General features: G+C 43.8%; 12 protein-coding genes. 9 read left to right on the top strand and 3 right to left on the bottom strand.

Going from position 1 to position 14,775, the window contains the following annotated elements:
- Window positions 1–397: 397 nt before the first annotated feature.
- Both HQM11_20605 and HQM11_20600 read right to left on the bottom strand, forming a co-directional pair.
- Window positions 398–1,627, bottom strand: coding sequence for a thiolase domain-containing protein (locus tag HQM11_20605; GenBank protein ID MBF0353440.1), 1,230 nt, complete (start codon window positions 1,625–1,627; stop codon window positions 398–400).
- 50 nt (window positions 1,628–1,677) lie between these two features.
- Entirely contained in the window at window positions 1,678–2,985 is a 1,308-nt protein-coding gene (locus tag HQM11_20600; GenBank protein ID MBF0353439.1) for a 3-hydroxyacyl-CoA dehydrogenase family protein, read from the bottom strand.
- Between the two features lie 450 nt (window positions 2,986–3,435).
- Here HQM11_20600 and HQM11_20595 point away from each other — a divergent pair, with 450 nt between their 5' ends.
- From HQM11_20595 to HQM11_20580, 4 genes are all read left to right on the top strand, one after another.
- Window positions 3,436–4,473: a thioredoxin domain-containing protein gene (locus HQM11_20595; protein MBF0353438.1), complete on the top strand. Its 1,038-nt coding sequence runs from the start codon at window positions 3,436–3,438 to the stop codon at window positions 4,471–4,473.
- Window positions 4,470–5,873 (top strand): bifunctional heptose 7-phosphate kinase/heptose 1-phosphate adenyltransferase, encoded by a 1,404-nt coding sequence (locus tag HQM11_20590; protein ID MBF0353437.1) that lies wholly within the window; start codon window positions 4,470–4,472, stop codon window positions 5,871–5,873. Before HQM11_20595 ends, HQM11_20590 begins: the two co-directional genes overlap by 4 nt.
- 17 nt (window positions 5,874–5,890) lie before the next feature.
- Entirely contained in the window at window positions 5,891–6,865 is a 975-nt protein-coding gene (locus tag HQM11_20585; GenBank protein MBF0353436.1) for a site-specific DNA-methyltransferase, read from the top strand.
- Between the two features lie 129 nt (window positions 6,866–6,994).
- Window positions 6,995–7,660, top strand: a complete 666-nt coding sequence (locus HQM11_20580; GenBank protein ID MBF0353435.1) for a TetR/AcrR family transcriptional regulator — start codon at window positions 6,995–6,997, stop codon at window positions 7,658–7,660.
- On the opposite strand, the gene HQM11_20575 is transcribed toward HQM11_20580, so the two are convergent.
- Window positions 7,657–9,063 carry a caspase family protein gene (locus tag HQM11_20575; GenBank protein MBF0353434.1) on the bottom strand — a complete coding sequence of 469 codons (1,407 nt, stop codon included), beginning with the start codon at window positions 9,061–9,063 and terminating at the stop codon, window positions 7,657–7,659. The two genes, HQM11_20580 and HQM11_20575, sit on opposite strands and share 4 nt — an antisense overlap.
- Window positions 9,064–9,434: 371 nt before the next feature.
- Here HQM11_20575 and HQM11_20570 point away from each other — a divergent pair, with 371 nt between their 5' ends.
- From HQM11_20570 to HQM11_20550, 5 genes are all read left to right on the top strand, one after another.
- The gene (locus tag HQM11_20570; GenBank protein ID MBF0353433.1) at window positions 9,435–10,262 is read left to right on the top strand and encodes a VWA domain-containing protein; all 828 of its coding nucleotides are present in this window, start codon (window positions 9,435–9,437) and stop codon (window positions 10,260–10,262) included.
- A gap of 150 nt (window positions 10,263–10,412) precedes the next feature.
- The gene (locus tag HQM11_20565; protein ID MBF0353432.1) at window positions 10,413–11,594 is read left to right on the top strand and encodes a hybrid-cluster NAD(P)-dependent oxidoreductase; all 1,182 of its coding nucleotides are present in this window, start codon (window positions 10,413–10,415) and stop codon (window positions 11,592–11,594) included.
- A 77-nt stretch (window positions 11,595–11,671) separates the two neighbouring features.
- Window positions 11,672–12,793, top strand: a complete 1,122-nt coding sequence (locus tag HQM11_20560) for an acyl-CoA desaturase (GenBank protein MBF0353431.1) — start codon at window positions 11,672–11,674, stop codon at window positions 12,791–12,793.
- A gap of 132 nt (window positions 12,794–12,925) precedes the next feature.
- Entirely contained in the window at window positions 12,926–13,570 is a 645-nt protein-coding gene (locus tag HQM11_20555; GenBank protein ID MBF0353430.1) for a TetR family transcriptional regulator, read from the top strand.
- 29 nt (window positions 13,571–13,599) lie between these two features.
- Window positions 13,600–14,616 carry a hypothetical protein gene (locus HQM11_20550; GenBank protein MBF0353429.1) on the top strand — a complete coding sequence of 339 codons (1,017 nt, stop codon included), beginning with the start codon at window positions 13,600–13,602 and terminating at the stop codon, window positions 14,614–14,616.
- Window positions 14,617–14,775: the final 159 nt, after the last annotated feature.

Below are 14,775 nucleotides of genomic sequence, written 5' to 3'. Positions count from 1 at the left end.
AGGGAGTGTGGCCTTGGCTTCGGTGACGGCCTTAAAAAAGAATCAGGAATATCCAACCTGGTTTAAGCATCATGTCCTTGAGTTTAAACTGGTTGCGTAAAATACACCTGCACAGGTGGAAATTTTCTGGAAATTTCCCGACCAATGCCACCACTTCCTCCTGTAATCAATATCGTTTTTTGCTTTTTTTCCATATTGGTTTCCTTTTCTTAACGAAATTTTCACTCCGTTTTTTACGAAAATTCGGGTGAACTGAACGGTTGCATAAAGTTCAATAGCACTCAACTTGTTCGTGAAAAATAACTGTTCCAAGAAAGCGAGTATAGACCTGTGGGGATGAATAAACTGTGAGGAGAAGAGCAGGCAGACCCTGTGATCTGCCTGTCATGAAGGGAAATCAGCGCCCGATGATGAGGCTGACACTGGTGGTGCCGCTACCACCGATATTCAAGGTCGCAAAGTTTTTCGCGCCTTTGACCTGATAATCCTCGGCTGTTCCAGTCACCTGTTTATAGGCATCCAGAGCCTGACGGACCCCGGTAGCACCCACAGGATGTCCTGCGCCAATCAATCCGCCACTTGGATTGATCGGGAATTTTCCATCCAGAGCAATGGTACCATTTTCCACTGCTTTCCAGCTTTCTCCCGGTTTGGTGAGACCAAAGTGATCAATCGCCATATACTCTGAAGTGGTGAAACAATCGTGTGTTTCCAAACCATCAAGTCCACTCACATCAGCGATTTTAGCACGTTTCATGGCATCGAGCGCGGTTTGTCGAACATGTGGCAGAATGTAAGGATTATCCTTGCTTTCCGCGACTTTATCTTCAAAGCGGATGAACGATGTATGATGCCCCCAACCTTTGATGTAGGGAATATCCTTCAAGTTCAATCCGTGTTTTTTGGCGTATTTGGTCGCATATTTTTCAGAAGCGAGAATAATTGCGGCCGCGCCATCAGTCACCTGTGAACAATCACTCAGTCGAATCATACCGCCAATCACGGAATTGGTATCATCCTTGGAATTTGCTTGACTCAGGTTCATGTACCAGGTGCGGGTCTGAGCATTTGGATTCAGCTTCGCATTTGCGTAATTGATAGCGGAAATTCCGGCAAGATGTTCAGATTTTAAGCCATAGCGCTTGTCATACTCATCACCCAGTTTCCCAAACAATTTAGGAAAAGGAAACTCAATGCCTTTGGCTTCAAGATCATACCATGCGGCAGTCCCCAGATAATCTCCACCGATTTTGGAGGGAACGGTTTTCATTTGTTCTACACCGAGCACACAGGCGACTTCATAGCGTTCTGCTTCGATTTCAGCGGATGCGGCAAGAATGGAAATACTGCCAGAGGCACAGGCGGCTTCATGACGGTAGGTTGGCAACCCTGCAAACGCAGGATCCGCTTCCAGAAAAAACGCGCCCAGATGTCCTTGCATGGCATAGAGTTCAGCAGCAAAATTTCCTACATGTGCGACTTCAATATCCTTGGCTTCCACTTTGGTGGATTGCAATGCGCCGTTGACCGCTTCACGGAACATGGCAACAATATGCTTGTTTTCCTTGCTCCAGTTTCGGCCGAAATCCGTTTGATATCCTCCTAAAACATATACTTTTTGACCCATGATTTCTCCTTAATGTATAAAAAAATTCAGCGAGTTGGACTTGATCAGAATTACTTTGCGACAAAGAACTTCCCAATATTCACCTGAGGATGATTGAAAAATGGCTTCTTGGAGTTTTTGCTTAAAGCTTTGGACAATGCCAGGGGCACTAACACCTTTGCCTTTTCCATCATAGCCACGGTTTCCTTCAGACCAATCGTATCAACCAACACGCTGGGAGGTGCCCAATTGAAGCCCATTCCCATGATCATGTCGATGGCCGTGATATCTTCAGTGACTTCGCCAACCCGATGAAAACTGTAGCTGATGTAACCACCAATAACTTTCTGGGCAATCAACGCTTCAGGACCTTCGGCCTCAGCAAAGATTTTCATGGCTTCCTTGTATTTTCCAACATTATGGAGAAATTTCATTTCCTTGATGAACGCAGGCTTGGGCACACTCACCGAAGAGACAGGCACATAATCACCAGTGGCGATATCCAGCACAAATTTTTCCTTTTCAACCCGTTTGAAAAAGCCTTTGCCACTTTTGTTACCCAAGGTTCCATCTTCCAGCAGATCACGCATGTATTCCGGCATGTGGTAGGTCGCAAAAGCCTCATCCGATTCTGAAGTGACATTATCGATCACGTTATCCACAATTGCCCGGTGAACATCCCATCCCACTAGATCGATGGTTGCCAGAGGAGCCATGGCTCGTCCTGTATAAGGGCCGATAATGGCATCCATATAAGCCGGGCCATATTTTTCAGCCAGTTGAGCGACTTCGTTCAAGACTTTAAAACCCACACGGTTGCCTGCAAAACCTGGACGATCAAAGGTTTTGACCATCACTCGCTGTTGGTTTTTAGCACACCAATCTATCAGAAAATCAATCAGAGTCGGATCTGTTTCCTTACCCAGGATAATTTCTGTTCCCGTAATCACATGGGGGGGATTGAAATAGTGGAGTCCCAAAAAGTGTTTTTGGAATGATTTACTGCGGGGTTCCGCAAGTTTTGTGATGGAAAGACCTGATGAAACCGTCGCTACAATGGAATCCGGTCGACGGCATTGATCGATTTTTTCATAAAATTCACTTTTGATCTGGAAATCTTCAGCAACCGCTTCAAAAATCAAATCAGCATTAGCCACACTTTTTTCCAGATCTTTATCGTATGATCCCAATGTCACCTTATTGCCGACGGTGTTGGATCGCACCAATTTCTTGGCCGCAATCAGACCTTCTTCCGCCTTGGCTTTGGTTCGTGCCAGAAAATGCACCTCGCAATCGGCTCCGGTAAACAATGTCCCGCTACCAAAACCCATGGTTCCGTTTGCACCCAAAAGTACCACTTTTTTAATTTCTCGTGTCATGTGTCACTAACCCCGTTAGAGTTGATCCTGTCTAGCCTACATGTTTCCACGTTGCCAGAAATCAGGATAAGCAGATTTGAACCACTGTCTAAAATGATCTACACCGGAAGTGCATCGAATGCTGATTTGATTGAAGAAATTCTTCATTCAAAGCGTTTCATCAAGGCAAGTCTCCCGAGAGGGGGCCACTCTATAGGAAAATATACCGGTGGACAAGATAATTCTAAGCAGTAAGTCTGCTCCTTTAGCGGATTCTTTAGTAGCATAACGCTTATGGAAAATAGCTTTATAAGGGGTGCTTTCAAAAATTGCGCTGACAATGAATAAATTAGGAATTGATCATTTGAAGATGATTCCGTAATGAATTATTTTTTTAAACTGTATAACAAATCAGGGGTTGGCCGCATTTTCGGCCATGCGTCAAAATTCGGTCCTTAGCTGGAGATCACTATGCGGAAACAAATGTTATTAACAGGAATTTGCCTGGGTGTAATTGTTACAACCGGCCTTTCAGGATTATGGGGTCTAAAGGCCGCGGAACCTGCACCATCAAGGTATTCTTCCAATCCTGTCATCGCTGAAATCGATGGCAAACCCATCCAGCTTGAAGTTCTCAGAAATAAAAGAATTCATGATCTGGAGCAGGAATTTTATCAGAATCTGGAAATCGCTCTGGTTGAGTATTCCATGGAGGAACTGTCTAAGACCCATCCTGAGATCCAACCACCCAAAGTAGAGATTCCTGAGGCACAAATCCGTGGTTTTTATGACATGAATAATTTGAGCCAGAAGGGAACCTATGAGCAATTGGCGCCCCAGATAAAAGATTATTTCACACAGCAGATGATGATGCAGCAAATCATGGTTCAATATAAGATGGCTCAGGAAAAAGGCTGGGTGAAATCCTATCTGCAGGCACCTCCTGAATTTCTGGTTTCAGCTCGAGTGGACAGTTCCTATGTAAGAGGAAATGTTAAAGGAAAGGTCATGCTACTGGAATTTTCTGACTACCAGTGTCCATATTGCGCCAAAGTTCAACCGACCCTTAATAAACTGGTTGAAAAATATGGAGACAGGATAGCGTTTGGCTATCAGCATTATCCGTTACCATTTCATACAGAAGCCGATGAAGCCGCGATTGCCGCAGAATGTGCCGGTGATCAGGGACTTTTTGGGGAAATGCATGAAAAATTGTTTGAAAATCAACGTTCTCAACAGAATAAGGATCTGAAATCTTATGCCAAACAAATAAAAATCCCCAAGTTGAAAACCTTTGAAACCTGTCTGGATCAGGAAAAATACCGTAGCAAGGTCAACCGCCACCTGGAAGAAGGAAAGGAACTCGGGATCAATGGAACTCCCGGATTTGTGGTGGGATTTTATGATGCGGCCTCGCAAACTATCAATGGGGAAGTACTTTCCGGCGCTCAACCTCTACAGACTTTTGAAGCGACCCTTGAAAAATATCTGGCACGGACTACAAAATGAATCAATTTCAGGAACGAATAGCCAGTCTGCAACAAGTCGAGTCTCCCACAATTCTGGTCGTGGGAGATATCATGCTTGATCGTTATTCTTGGGGCACTGTTGAGCGCATCTCGCCTGAAGCACCCATCCCGGTTCTGCGGGTTCAAAAGGATGAAAGCCGACTGGGGGGTGCTGGAAATGTGATCATGAATCTGGCTGCTTTGGGAACAAGAGTGATTCCCTGTGGAGTCGTCGGTCAGGATTCCGCAGGTCTGGAAGTTTTGTCTATTCTGAAACAACACCAGATTGATTCCGGTCATGTGGTTGTTATTCCAGGATATCCCACCATTGTTAAACACCGAATGATTGCCGGACATAATCATTTGCTGAGGATGGATTATGATCCGGAACCTCAAAAACTGGTTTTTGCTTATCCCGCCATTCAAACTTCGATTCAGCACATGATTCCCCAGGTTCAGGGGGTGGTGATTTCAGATTATGGCAAGGGATTGCTCAGTGCTGAACTCATCAGTAGCATTATTGATTTGGCAAAAAAGCATGAAATTCCTGTGATTGTGGATCCTCGTGCAGGGGCTGATTACAAAACATATCACGGTGCGACCCTGATTAAACCAAACCGCAAGGAAACGGAACTTGCTGTGGGATTTCCCCTGAAAAATGCCCATGATGTGCTGAAAGCCGCCCGGATCCTTAAAAAAGAATCCGCTTTGGCTTATGTGTTGATCAGCCTCGACAAGGATGGTTTGTTTTTGTTCGAGGATGATCAACATTATGAGACTCTTGAAACAGAAGCGCAGGAAGTGTTCGACGTGGTCGGCGCCGGGGATATGACAGTCAGTGTGATGGCCTTCATGTTGTCTGGCAAGGCGTCTGTTCATCATGCCGCATTCTGGGCCAATCTTGCCGCAGGAATGGAAATCATGCATGTGGGCGTGGTGTCATTCACAAAGGAAGAACTCTTACATCGCATGGAATATGGACAAAGTTCGGTCAAAATTGTTTCACTTCCCCAACTGCTCAAGGATCTTGCCAATCAATCTCGTCCCCTGGTTTTCACCAATGGATATTTTGATAACATTTCTTCAGGACATCTGAAATTTTTACAACAGTTGAAACAATTCAAAGGATTTTCCATTGTCGCCATCAACAGTGATTTTTCCATAAAGTCCCAGAAGGGGGAATCTCCGCTGCTGAATGAGCACGAACGTGCTGAATTGCTTGCGTCGTTGGAATCAGTGGACCGGGTGATTATTTTTAATGAAAATGATGTGGCTGATTTGTTAAGGAAAATTAAACCAGATATCCTGGTGAAGGGGGCGCGTTTTCAAACCATGCCAATCTATGAACAGAAAACCATTGATGAAATTGGTATCCAGATTCGTTTTCTGCCTGAATATTAATCATCCGGAGTTGTTTAATGGTTCAGAAAATCAGCAAAGCCAAGGCTTCCCGCAACAAAACTATCAGCTTGAATGACGAAGAAAAGCAACAATATCGTCAGAATCTCAAAACATTTCATGCTCCTGCTGAAAAACAGGAAATTCTCAACAGCACAATCTGTCAGAATGTCATGGAACTTTGGGATTTGTTGCCTGAGCATTCCTTTCAACTGGTGATTGCGGATCCACCCTACAATCTGAACAAGCAATTCAATCAGACCAGTTTTTCGAAAATGACCTCCGCCGATTATGAACTCTGGCTGGATTCCTGGATTTCAAAGATTCCCAGACTTGTCACCAGCAATGCCTCTATTTATGTGTGTGGAGATTGGCGCTCGTCTTCAGCCATTCAACGGGTTTTGGAACGCTATTTTATTGTGAGAAACCGTATCACCTGGGAGCGCGAAAAGGGGCGGGGAGCACGACAAAATTGGAAAAATAATTCTGAAGACATCTGGTTCGCGACCATGTCCGATTCGTATGTGTTCAATGTGGAGGCGGTCAAGTTGAAACGCCGGGTCCTTGCACCCTACAAGGATGACTCTGGACAACCCAAGGACTGGGTTGATTCAGACCAGGGACGTTTCAGGGAAACCTACCCCTCCAATCTTTGGAATGACCTCACGATACCCTTCTGGTCCATGCCGGAAAACACCATCCATCCTACCCAGAAACCGGAAAAACTGATTGCCCGTCTCATTCTGGCCAGTTCCCGGGAAGATGATTTGGTGTTTGATCCGTTTGCCGGATCAGGAACCACAGGAGTCGTCGCCCGAAAATTCAAGCGCAATTTCACTCAAATCGAGATTGATGAATTGTATGCCTGCCTGGCCATGAAACGGCTTGAAATGATTCAGGCCAATCCACAAATTCAGGGATTTCATAATGGTTTTTTCTGGGAAAGGAACACCCCTGAAATTTTCAAAAAAAACAGTGAAACGGTCCCGACCTGAGACATTCTATTCAAGTGATCAGAATCCAAGTGATTCACCCGCAATAATTACCCGTCAATTGAATTACACTTACCGTTTGACAGATTAGAGCAATAATTCTATTTTGGCGATCTTGCTTGAAGGAGTATTATGAAAACCAAAGACCGAATCATCAAAAGCAGTATTGAACTGTTCAATAAGCATGGCGTGAGCAATGTCACGACGAATCATATTGCTGAATACATGGGCATCAGTCCGGGAAATCTTTATTATCATTTCAGAAATAAGGAAGAAATTGTTTATGAAGTATTCGGGACAGTGGACAGTATTCTGCGCAAGAGTTGGAGCGTTTTTTCGGACCAGCAAATGTCTTTGACTGAAATTGCCGATTATATTCAGGTGATGTTTACCGCGCTATGGGATTATTATTTCTTTTTTAGAGATCTGCCTCAATTGTTAAAAAAAGATGAAAAACTGAAAGAAGCTTATCGGCAGTTACATTTCCGATATGTGGAGGAACTTGATGCGTTTTATGTGAGATTGAGCGAGATCGGATTCATGAAACCCATGAATGATCCTTCAGAACGTCGGGCACTGGTGATCAATACATGGATGATCGCGGGATCCTGGGCAGGATATCTGGAGGGGTTGGGCGAACCTATCTCCCCGGGAAATCTGCGCCAGGGATTGGAGCAGATCAGCCATTTGATACGCTCCTATACTCAGGATCATATCCGTGATTCGGTCACGATGATCATGACGCAGTTTGCGGCAAAATTGGAAAAAGCAGCTTTAGAGAAAGAAAGCGAAAATTAATGAATGAACGCAAGGTTGAACAGGAATTGCCCCAGGCGCTCTTCAGACCAGTATTTGACAACCTTTTCAGCGGTTCTCTGATATTGAGTTCCCAGAAAAGCCGCGGATTCATCCCATTTTCTGATGGGAAGAACCTGTGGTTGAATTTCATACCGTTCTATCAATTTCAATTGACTATCTTCCAGAATATAGGCGTCCATTCCAACCGCCAGTCGGCTCTTGCCCTGCCACATCAGTGTTGCTTCACGAATAATTTCTCCGGAAATCTGAAAAACCAGTGCGATTCCAGCCTCTTTTTGTTTCAGCGTTTCAGGGAGTTTTGATCCCAAATCACTGGCGGAAATTGTTTCTGTTATGGGATCAAAAGGGAATCCAAGACTGCTTAATTTATCGGTGATAGCCTTCTGAATGATATTTTTTGATTCCAGGGTTGTTTCTTCAAATTCAGTTTTATCAGAAGGCACATACACCACGACAATTTTTTTATCGAGTTGGGCCTGTCTTAAAAAGAAAAATTCACCACCCTGATCCCGTTGACCTTTGATGGGCTGAATGATAGGGGTCTGTCCCACGCCTCCGCCATGCATGGAAGCGGTGTCATTTGCCACCAGTTCCGCTAATTTATTTCCCAGAATACTGGCTGAGAGATAGGGATCATGATTGGCTCGTAACTGGGCAATCAGGTGAAAAGCAAACACGGAATGTCCGCCCCATTGGGCACCGCCATCAGAAACAGGTTCATTGCCACCAGAGGTCATGCCCTGGACACTGGCCAATCGTGATTTTTCCTGAAAAAACCGGCTCGCGCGAGGATCCACATTTTTTTGGAGGCCACGTGATTTGGTGAGCAGGTTTCCGCTGAAGCATGAATCAGAAATCAAAAATTTGTGATTCGCCTTGATCGCGGCCAACATGCCGAGAATATCGTCGTTTGAAATGTAATCAAAAACATCATCCGTAGCCCCTTCAACCGGCACCCAATAACCTCTGTCCGTTTCATCAAAATGGCCATGCCCTCCGTAATAAATGAGTACATTGTCCTGATCCCGTGCATGTTTTCTCAGTTGGGAAAACCCCTCCTGAATATCTCTGCGGGATGCGTTTTTATACAAAAAAATATTACTGTCCTGAAAGCCATAAACGCTTTTCAGAACCTCATACATCCCTTCAACATCTTTGACCGCGGTGCTTAGTTTAGGCCAGTGCTGATATTCGTTGTTGCCGATCAGCAGAGCATAATAATCAGGATCTTCAGGATTTCTCGCAGGTTTAGTGAACTCTGCTTTTGTTTCTTCAGGTTTGGTCGTAATTTTCTTCATTCCCCGTGTTTCAGCCATTGCACTGGTCGATAGGAAGGCTACCAGCATTATAACTATAATTCGAATCGCGGATTGTGGTTTCATAAGAAATTTATAAAAAAGTTGTTGAAAACAAGACGAAGTATTTTTTGCTTTGATTCCTCATTTCAACTGAGGTTTCTTACAGTTAACACCTGTTTGTGTGTGGCTCAAGTCATATACTTTGCATTTTATATCACTGATTTTGACAATTATTGGTTGAAAATTATCATTGCTCATCACTGTGCTTAAAATATCAGAAAGTGTCATGCTGGACTTGATCCGGCATCCTGAAACTCTCTGCCACTGGATTCCGGGTCAAGCACAGAATGACACTTAAACTCCGAATTCGCAACGGCAGTTCATTCATTCATCAGGCATGATCTGTGCTTTTCCTGAATAGAACACGAAAATATTTTTATGTTGGAGTTCCTTTTATGAAGAATCAGTTGCTGTTGCTGTTAATCCTCTGTGTCACCGGAAATGTATTGTTTGCCCAGGGAACCGATTTTTGGGGAGATCCCACCCCCAAACCACGTCCGGTTCCCAAGGTTAAAACAGTGCCTGAACCCAAACCTGTTCCACCTGAACCTAAGCCTGAACCTGTTAAACCCGTCATTCCAGAACACATCTCTGTGTCGGATGTGATTTTTCTGATGGATGTTTCGGGATCCATGGATGCCGCCATTGAAAACCAACCACAAAGCAAGATGGAATCCGCACAGGCGGCCTTGAGTTATTTTGCCGAAAACATGAAAGAAGGAACCCGATTTCAATTATGGACTTACAGCGCCACACTGACCCAACACCCCAATTCAAAAGCCGTGCAGGAAAGAAATCCTGGAAAAACAGTGTTTGAACCCATCGGACCATTTCATTCCTCAGCCCGTCAACATGTGGGCGCCCTCATCAAACACTTAAAAACCGAAGGTGGAACCAATCTTTATCATGCGTTGTATGAAGCAATCCGCTATTTTCAGTCATCTTCCTCTGAACAGGTCGATTCAGCGGGCGACCGATACAAGGTCATTGTCCTTTTGTCTGATGGCCAGGATGATGAAATATCCGCAATCAAATTGCCCCATGTTCTGGCTCTAAAAAAACAACTTCCCGATATCCACATCAAGACGATTGGTTTTGGAGTCAGGCCCAAAGATCCGTTTTATCAGGTTTTGTGCAAACTAGCCTCTGACCCGGACAGTTGTATCAATGCCACGGACACAAAAGAATTAAAGGATCTTATTCATAAATTCACACGATCCTGAGATTCTCTCCATATCTCCCCTTACGATACCACAGTAAAAACTCCCTTGACAATTGTAAGAACACAAAGTATTTACATTTCAGCGTACATATGTACGCACAAATAAAAATACGTTATTTATAGTTTTTACAACTGTATGGAAAGGAGTTCCATGATTACTAATACATTGAGACAACGGGCCATTATTGACTTTGATAAAGGGATGTCATGGATGGTCCATCTATTTGAAAGCGGACAACAAATTAAAAAACTGGTTTTTGGTTCAAAAAAAAGAACCGACCCAGTAGAAAAAGTAATCAAGAATCTGGTTCATGCTGATTTTGGCAAAAAAACCTCTGAAAAAACCAATAGAACCACGGTTATTCAAAGCATTGAGAAAGAGACTGATGACACCAAGACTTATACCATGACTGTTCCAGACGGTTGGACTTCCTTTGAGGCCGGTTCATTTGTCACCATCGGCGTCAATGTACAGGGGAAAACAATAAACCGATGTTATAGTTTGTCATCATCCCCTCTCAACAGAGAGCAAATCAGCATCACGGTAAAAAAAATTCCCGGAGGTGTTGTTTCAAACTGGATGTTTGATCATCTGCAATCAGGAGACACCCTGGAAGTGAGTGAACCTGTGGGAAACCTGGTTCTTCCTGAAAATATTCCCTCAAAACTATTATTGATTTCAGCGGGCAGTGGGATCACACCACTCATGTCCATGATGCGGTTTCTGCATGAAAGCGGAGCAGGGTCGGATGTTGTGTTTATTCATTGCGCAAGGAGTCCTGAAGACATAATTTTCAGAAAAGAGATCGAGTCCATTGTAAATCAGAATGATAACATCAGGCTTGGATTTGTAGTGGAACAAGGTGGTTTGGCAGAAGGTTTTCACCAGGGGCGAATCACCGATGAAATTCTGGTCAAGGAAGTTCCTGATTTTTGTGACAGGGATATTTACATGTGCGGACCAGAAGGATTTATGGAAAACATTCGTCAGATTCTTTCAGAATATCCATTTGATTTGAACAGACTCCGATCAGAGAGTTTCGGTGGGAGCAAATCGACTCCAAGCATTAAAGAAACAACCACGGATGTCATTCATTTCCAACGTTCAGGAGTCCATCTTTTGTCTGATAGTTCAACTCTGCTGGAAACCGCAGAAAATATCGGACTCAAACCGAAGTTCGGTTGTCGGCGAGGAATCTGCTCGACATGCCAGTGCAAAAAAATAACCGGAACCGTCGTTAATGTTGATACAGGCGAAGAATCTGGAAGTGGCCATGAATGGATTCTGCCCTGTGTCTCCATCGCAAAAGGAGATGTGGTGGTGGATCTGTAATTAAAATTTTTTTCAAAGGCGGTTTTATCATGAGGATAAGCCTGCCAACTTCAATTCAACCCAAAACAGGAGAACCTATGAAAATTCAATTATCAAAAGAAGACATTAAGTCATTTCAAAAGGAAATGGACCAACTGCAACAGGAAGTTCGGATGAAAATTGGTCAGGAAGATGTGGACTATATTCGTGCAATGGCAAAAATATCCCGATATTTTGAAATCTCAGGACGGTTGTTGATTCATTTCAGTCTGGACCCGATTTCCTGGGGCTTGGGGGTGGCCTGTCTGTCCTTGCACAACATTCTGGATAACATGGAAATCGGCCACAACGTCCTGCATGGTCAGTATGATTTCATGAATGATCCTGAATTTGATTCCAATACCTTTGAGTGGGATATTGCCATTGTCGCGGAAGACTGGAAATATTCCCACAATGTCATGCATCACACCTGGACCAATGTTTTGGGTAAAGACCATGATTTTGGTTATGACGCCTATCGCTTGGATGAACGGGTTGAGTGGAAACCATCCCATTTTTTTCAACCGGTCACGCTTGCCTGGACCATGACGTTCTTTGATTTTATTGTGGGATTGTATTCTGCGGGACTGACCCAGTTACTGGAAACCAATACCACCAACAATGAAGCAAAAACTGATGAGGAAATTGGCAATAGTCTGCGGGCGTTTATCAAAAAGAACAGCAAACGTGGTTTGAAAAATTATGTGTTTTATCCTGCCTTGGCCGGACCGTTTGCGTTCAAGGTCTTTGCGGGAAATTTAACGGCGAACATCATTCGAAATCTCTGGGCATCCAGTGTCATTTTTAATGGACATTTTCCAGAAGACACCACCGTTTATACTGAGGATGAAATCAAGGGCGAAACAAGAGGTGACTGGTATCTGCGCCAGGTTCTGGGATCAGCCAATTTTGATGCGGGAATCATCCTCCACACGCTGTCCGGACACCTCAGTCTTCAGGTGGAACATCATCTGTTTCCCAGAATTCCGGCATGGCGTTATCGGGAAATGGCTCCCAAAGTAAGAGCAATTTGTGAAAAATACGGGGTGCCTTACAATACTGACAGGTTTTCTGTGCAATTTTTGAATGGAATTGCCACACGGATTTTCAAACACGCACTCCCCGAGAAAAAACTTGTCTCAAATCAAGCGGGCAAGTCCATTGAAAAAAAGGTGGCCTGACGCCATAAAATATAAAGCGGGCATCATCACAAACTTCAAGAAGGTGATGCCTTGATTCTTCCGTTGTTTCCCCTATCTTTCAGCATTCAGAATTCAACGCGCCAATTAAATGATCAATTATCCAGGAGAAGTATGGCCTCCCGTGAAGAAATCAGGGAACAGACCCGAAAAACACGCCAGCAGTTGATTGAGGCCGCATTGTACCTCAGTGCCACAGAAGGGGTTGCCAGTTTGACCTTGAGATCTGTTGCTCGAAAAGCTGATATCGCACCAACTTCTTTTTATCGCCACTTCAGGGATATCGATGAGTTGGGAATTGAATTGATGGATGATTTTGGCATGGTACTGGGCGCCTATCAGATCGCTGTTACGCAAGAACTTAAATCACTGGATGACTCAACCTCCGCGACAACTCCTGAATTAGTTTCAAGTTATACTGAAAAGTGCATTGATCTGTTTTTGAAGCATGTGTCCAGCCACCTTCAATGGTTTCATCTTTTTTTTCAGGTTCAATGTGGTGCTTCTTCAAAGCTCAGAAAAATCGCTGGGGAACTCTCCCGAAAACTGGCAGTTTCCATGGCTGATTCTTTAAATAAACCATTAAAAGCCTTGTGTATTCCTGACAACTGTCATCTTCTTTTTACGGAAATACTGGTTGAATTAATGATGCGTAGCGGCGTTGAGTTGCTGGATGAGCACAATCTGGCAGACATTCGCAGTGAACTGATCAACAAAGTTAATTTGCTTCACATTTCCCGGTCTACTCCCCCAACCTGACACCAGCTCAAGTTTTCTGAAGGATTCTCATGGAAGATCTAAGATCCCGATTGCTGGAAGCGCATGTTAACCACGAACTTCAGCGTTTTCAGGATAACACCCTACCAGCAACCATACAAACATGGGTAAATTTCATCCTGGACAGTTTAAAGGATGTTGCTGTTCATGAATGGCTTTCTCCTGAAAAAATCAATGAAACGATCAAAAAATACGCTGTAGATTTTCCGATTTCAGGTGGTGTCACAGAAGTCGTAGGGGAGTGCAGTCGCAAATTTCTGGATTTTCCGATTCATGCCAGCACCGAACTCAAGGATATTTTTAACAGAGAGCAGTGGGACTATATTGTCGAGAAACTGGCCAATATGGAAACCTTCAGAAACAGAAAAATTCACCAGATGCTCAACAGTCAGGTGGGGATCCAGACAGTAACAGATATTCTGTTTCAAAGTATCAAGGAATATTTATTCAATGAAAATATCCTTGTGAAGACTTTTCCAGGTATTGCCCGACTGCTTCAGCAGGGGCGTCAGGCTGTCGAATCTATGCCGGAATTTGAAAACAGCCTGTCACGCAACATCCATTTGTTTATCGAAAATAATCTCGGAAAAATTCTGAAAAACAGTGAAAAATATATCCAGGTTCATCTCACTCGTGAGCGGTTGATGGATTATGGTGATGAAGTCTGGAACACCTATTTTAATAAATCCCTGTCAAAACATTTTGGCGAGATCACCTCTGAAGATATGGAAGATTTTCTGATATTCGGTTTTGATTTCTGGTTGTATTTCCGCAAGACAACATTTTTTATTGAGGTCTATCAGGAAATTGTGCAGTTGATCTGGGAAAAGTATAAAGATTTCTCAGTGCTTGATATGCTTGAAGATCTGGGCATCACCAGAACCGTGATTCTTGAAGAAGTCCAGAACTCCGGCATACCTATCCTGCGAAAATTGAGGACCACCGGAAAAATGGAACAATTGGTCCGACTGCATCTGGAATCATTTTATCAATCAAATGCTTTTCGATCGGCCATGCGGTCTGAATAGGTCTCCTTCCACTATTACTGCGCATATAATTCCTCGGGTTTTCTAAAAAAATTTCTTTGACAATTTAAAGCACTGGCACGGTTTATGCGCTAGGCGGCTTTTTCCAAAGAGAGCTCATCAACTGGTTCTAAATTGACCAATTCAGAGGAACATTTTCGA

Source organism: SAR324 cluster bacterium (assembly GCA_015232315.1).
Taxonomy (GTDB): Bacteria; SAR324; SAR324; order SAR324; family NAC60-12; genus JADFZZ01.
The sequence above is the reverse complement of the archived record's forward strand: the minus strand, read 5'-3'. Positions and strand labels throughout refer to the sequence as shown.

Bases quoted from the DNA above. Each gene is read 5' to 3' on its own strand.
- HQM11_20570 (MBF0353433.1), top strand. From the start codon at position 9,435: ATGAAGAATCAGTTGCTGTTGCTGTTAATCCTCTGTGTCACCGGAAAT.
- HQM11_20590 (MBF0353437.1), top strand. From the start codon at position 4,470: ATGAATCAATTTCAGGAACGAATAGCCAGTCTGCAACAAGTCGAGTCT.
- HQM11_20585 (MBF0353436.1), top strand. From the start codon at position 5,891: ATGGTTCAGAAAATCAGCAAAGCCAAGGCTTCCCGCAACAAAACTATC.
- HQM11_20575 (MBF0353434.1), bottom strand. From the start codon at position 9,063: ATGAAACCACAATCCGCGATTCGAATTATAGTTATAATGCTGGTAGCC.
- HQM11_20560 (MBF0353431.1), top strand. From the start codon at position 11,672: ATGAAAATTCAATTATCAAAAGAAGACATTAAGTCATTTCAAAAGGAA.
- HQM11_20565 (MBF0353432.1), top strand. From the start codon at position 10,413: ATGATTACTAATACATTGAGACAACGGGCCATTATTGACTTTGATAAA.
- HQM11_20555 (MBF0353430.1), top strand. From the start codon at position 12,926: ATGGCCTCCCGTGAAGAAATCAGGGAACAGACCCGAAAAACACGCCAG.
- HQM11_20550 (MBF0353429.1), top strand. From the start codon at position 13,600: ATGGAAGATCTAAGATCCCGATTGCTGGAAGCGCATGTTAACCACGAA.
- HQM11_20595 (MBF0353438.1), top strand. From the start codon at position 3,436: ATGCGGAAACAAATGTTATTAACAGGAATTTGCCTGGGTGTAATTGTT.
- HQM11_20600 (MBF0353439.1), bottom strand. From the start codon at position 2,985: ATGACACGAGAAATTAAAAAAGTGGTACTTTTGGGTGCAAACGGAACC.
- HQM11_20580 (MBF0353435.1), top strand. From the start codon at position 6,995: ATGAAAACCAAAGACCGAATCATCAAAAGCAGTATTGAACTGTTCAAT.
- HQM11_20605 (MBF0353440.1), bottom strand. From the start codon at position 1,627: ATGGGTCAAAAAGTATATGTTTTAGGAGGATATCAAACGGATTTCGGC.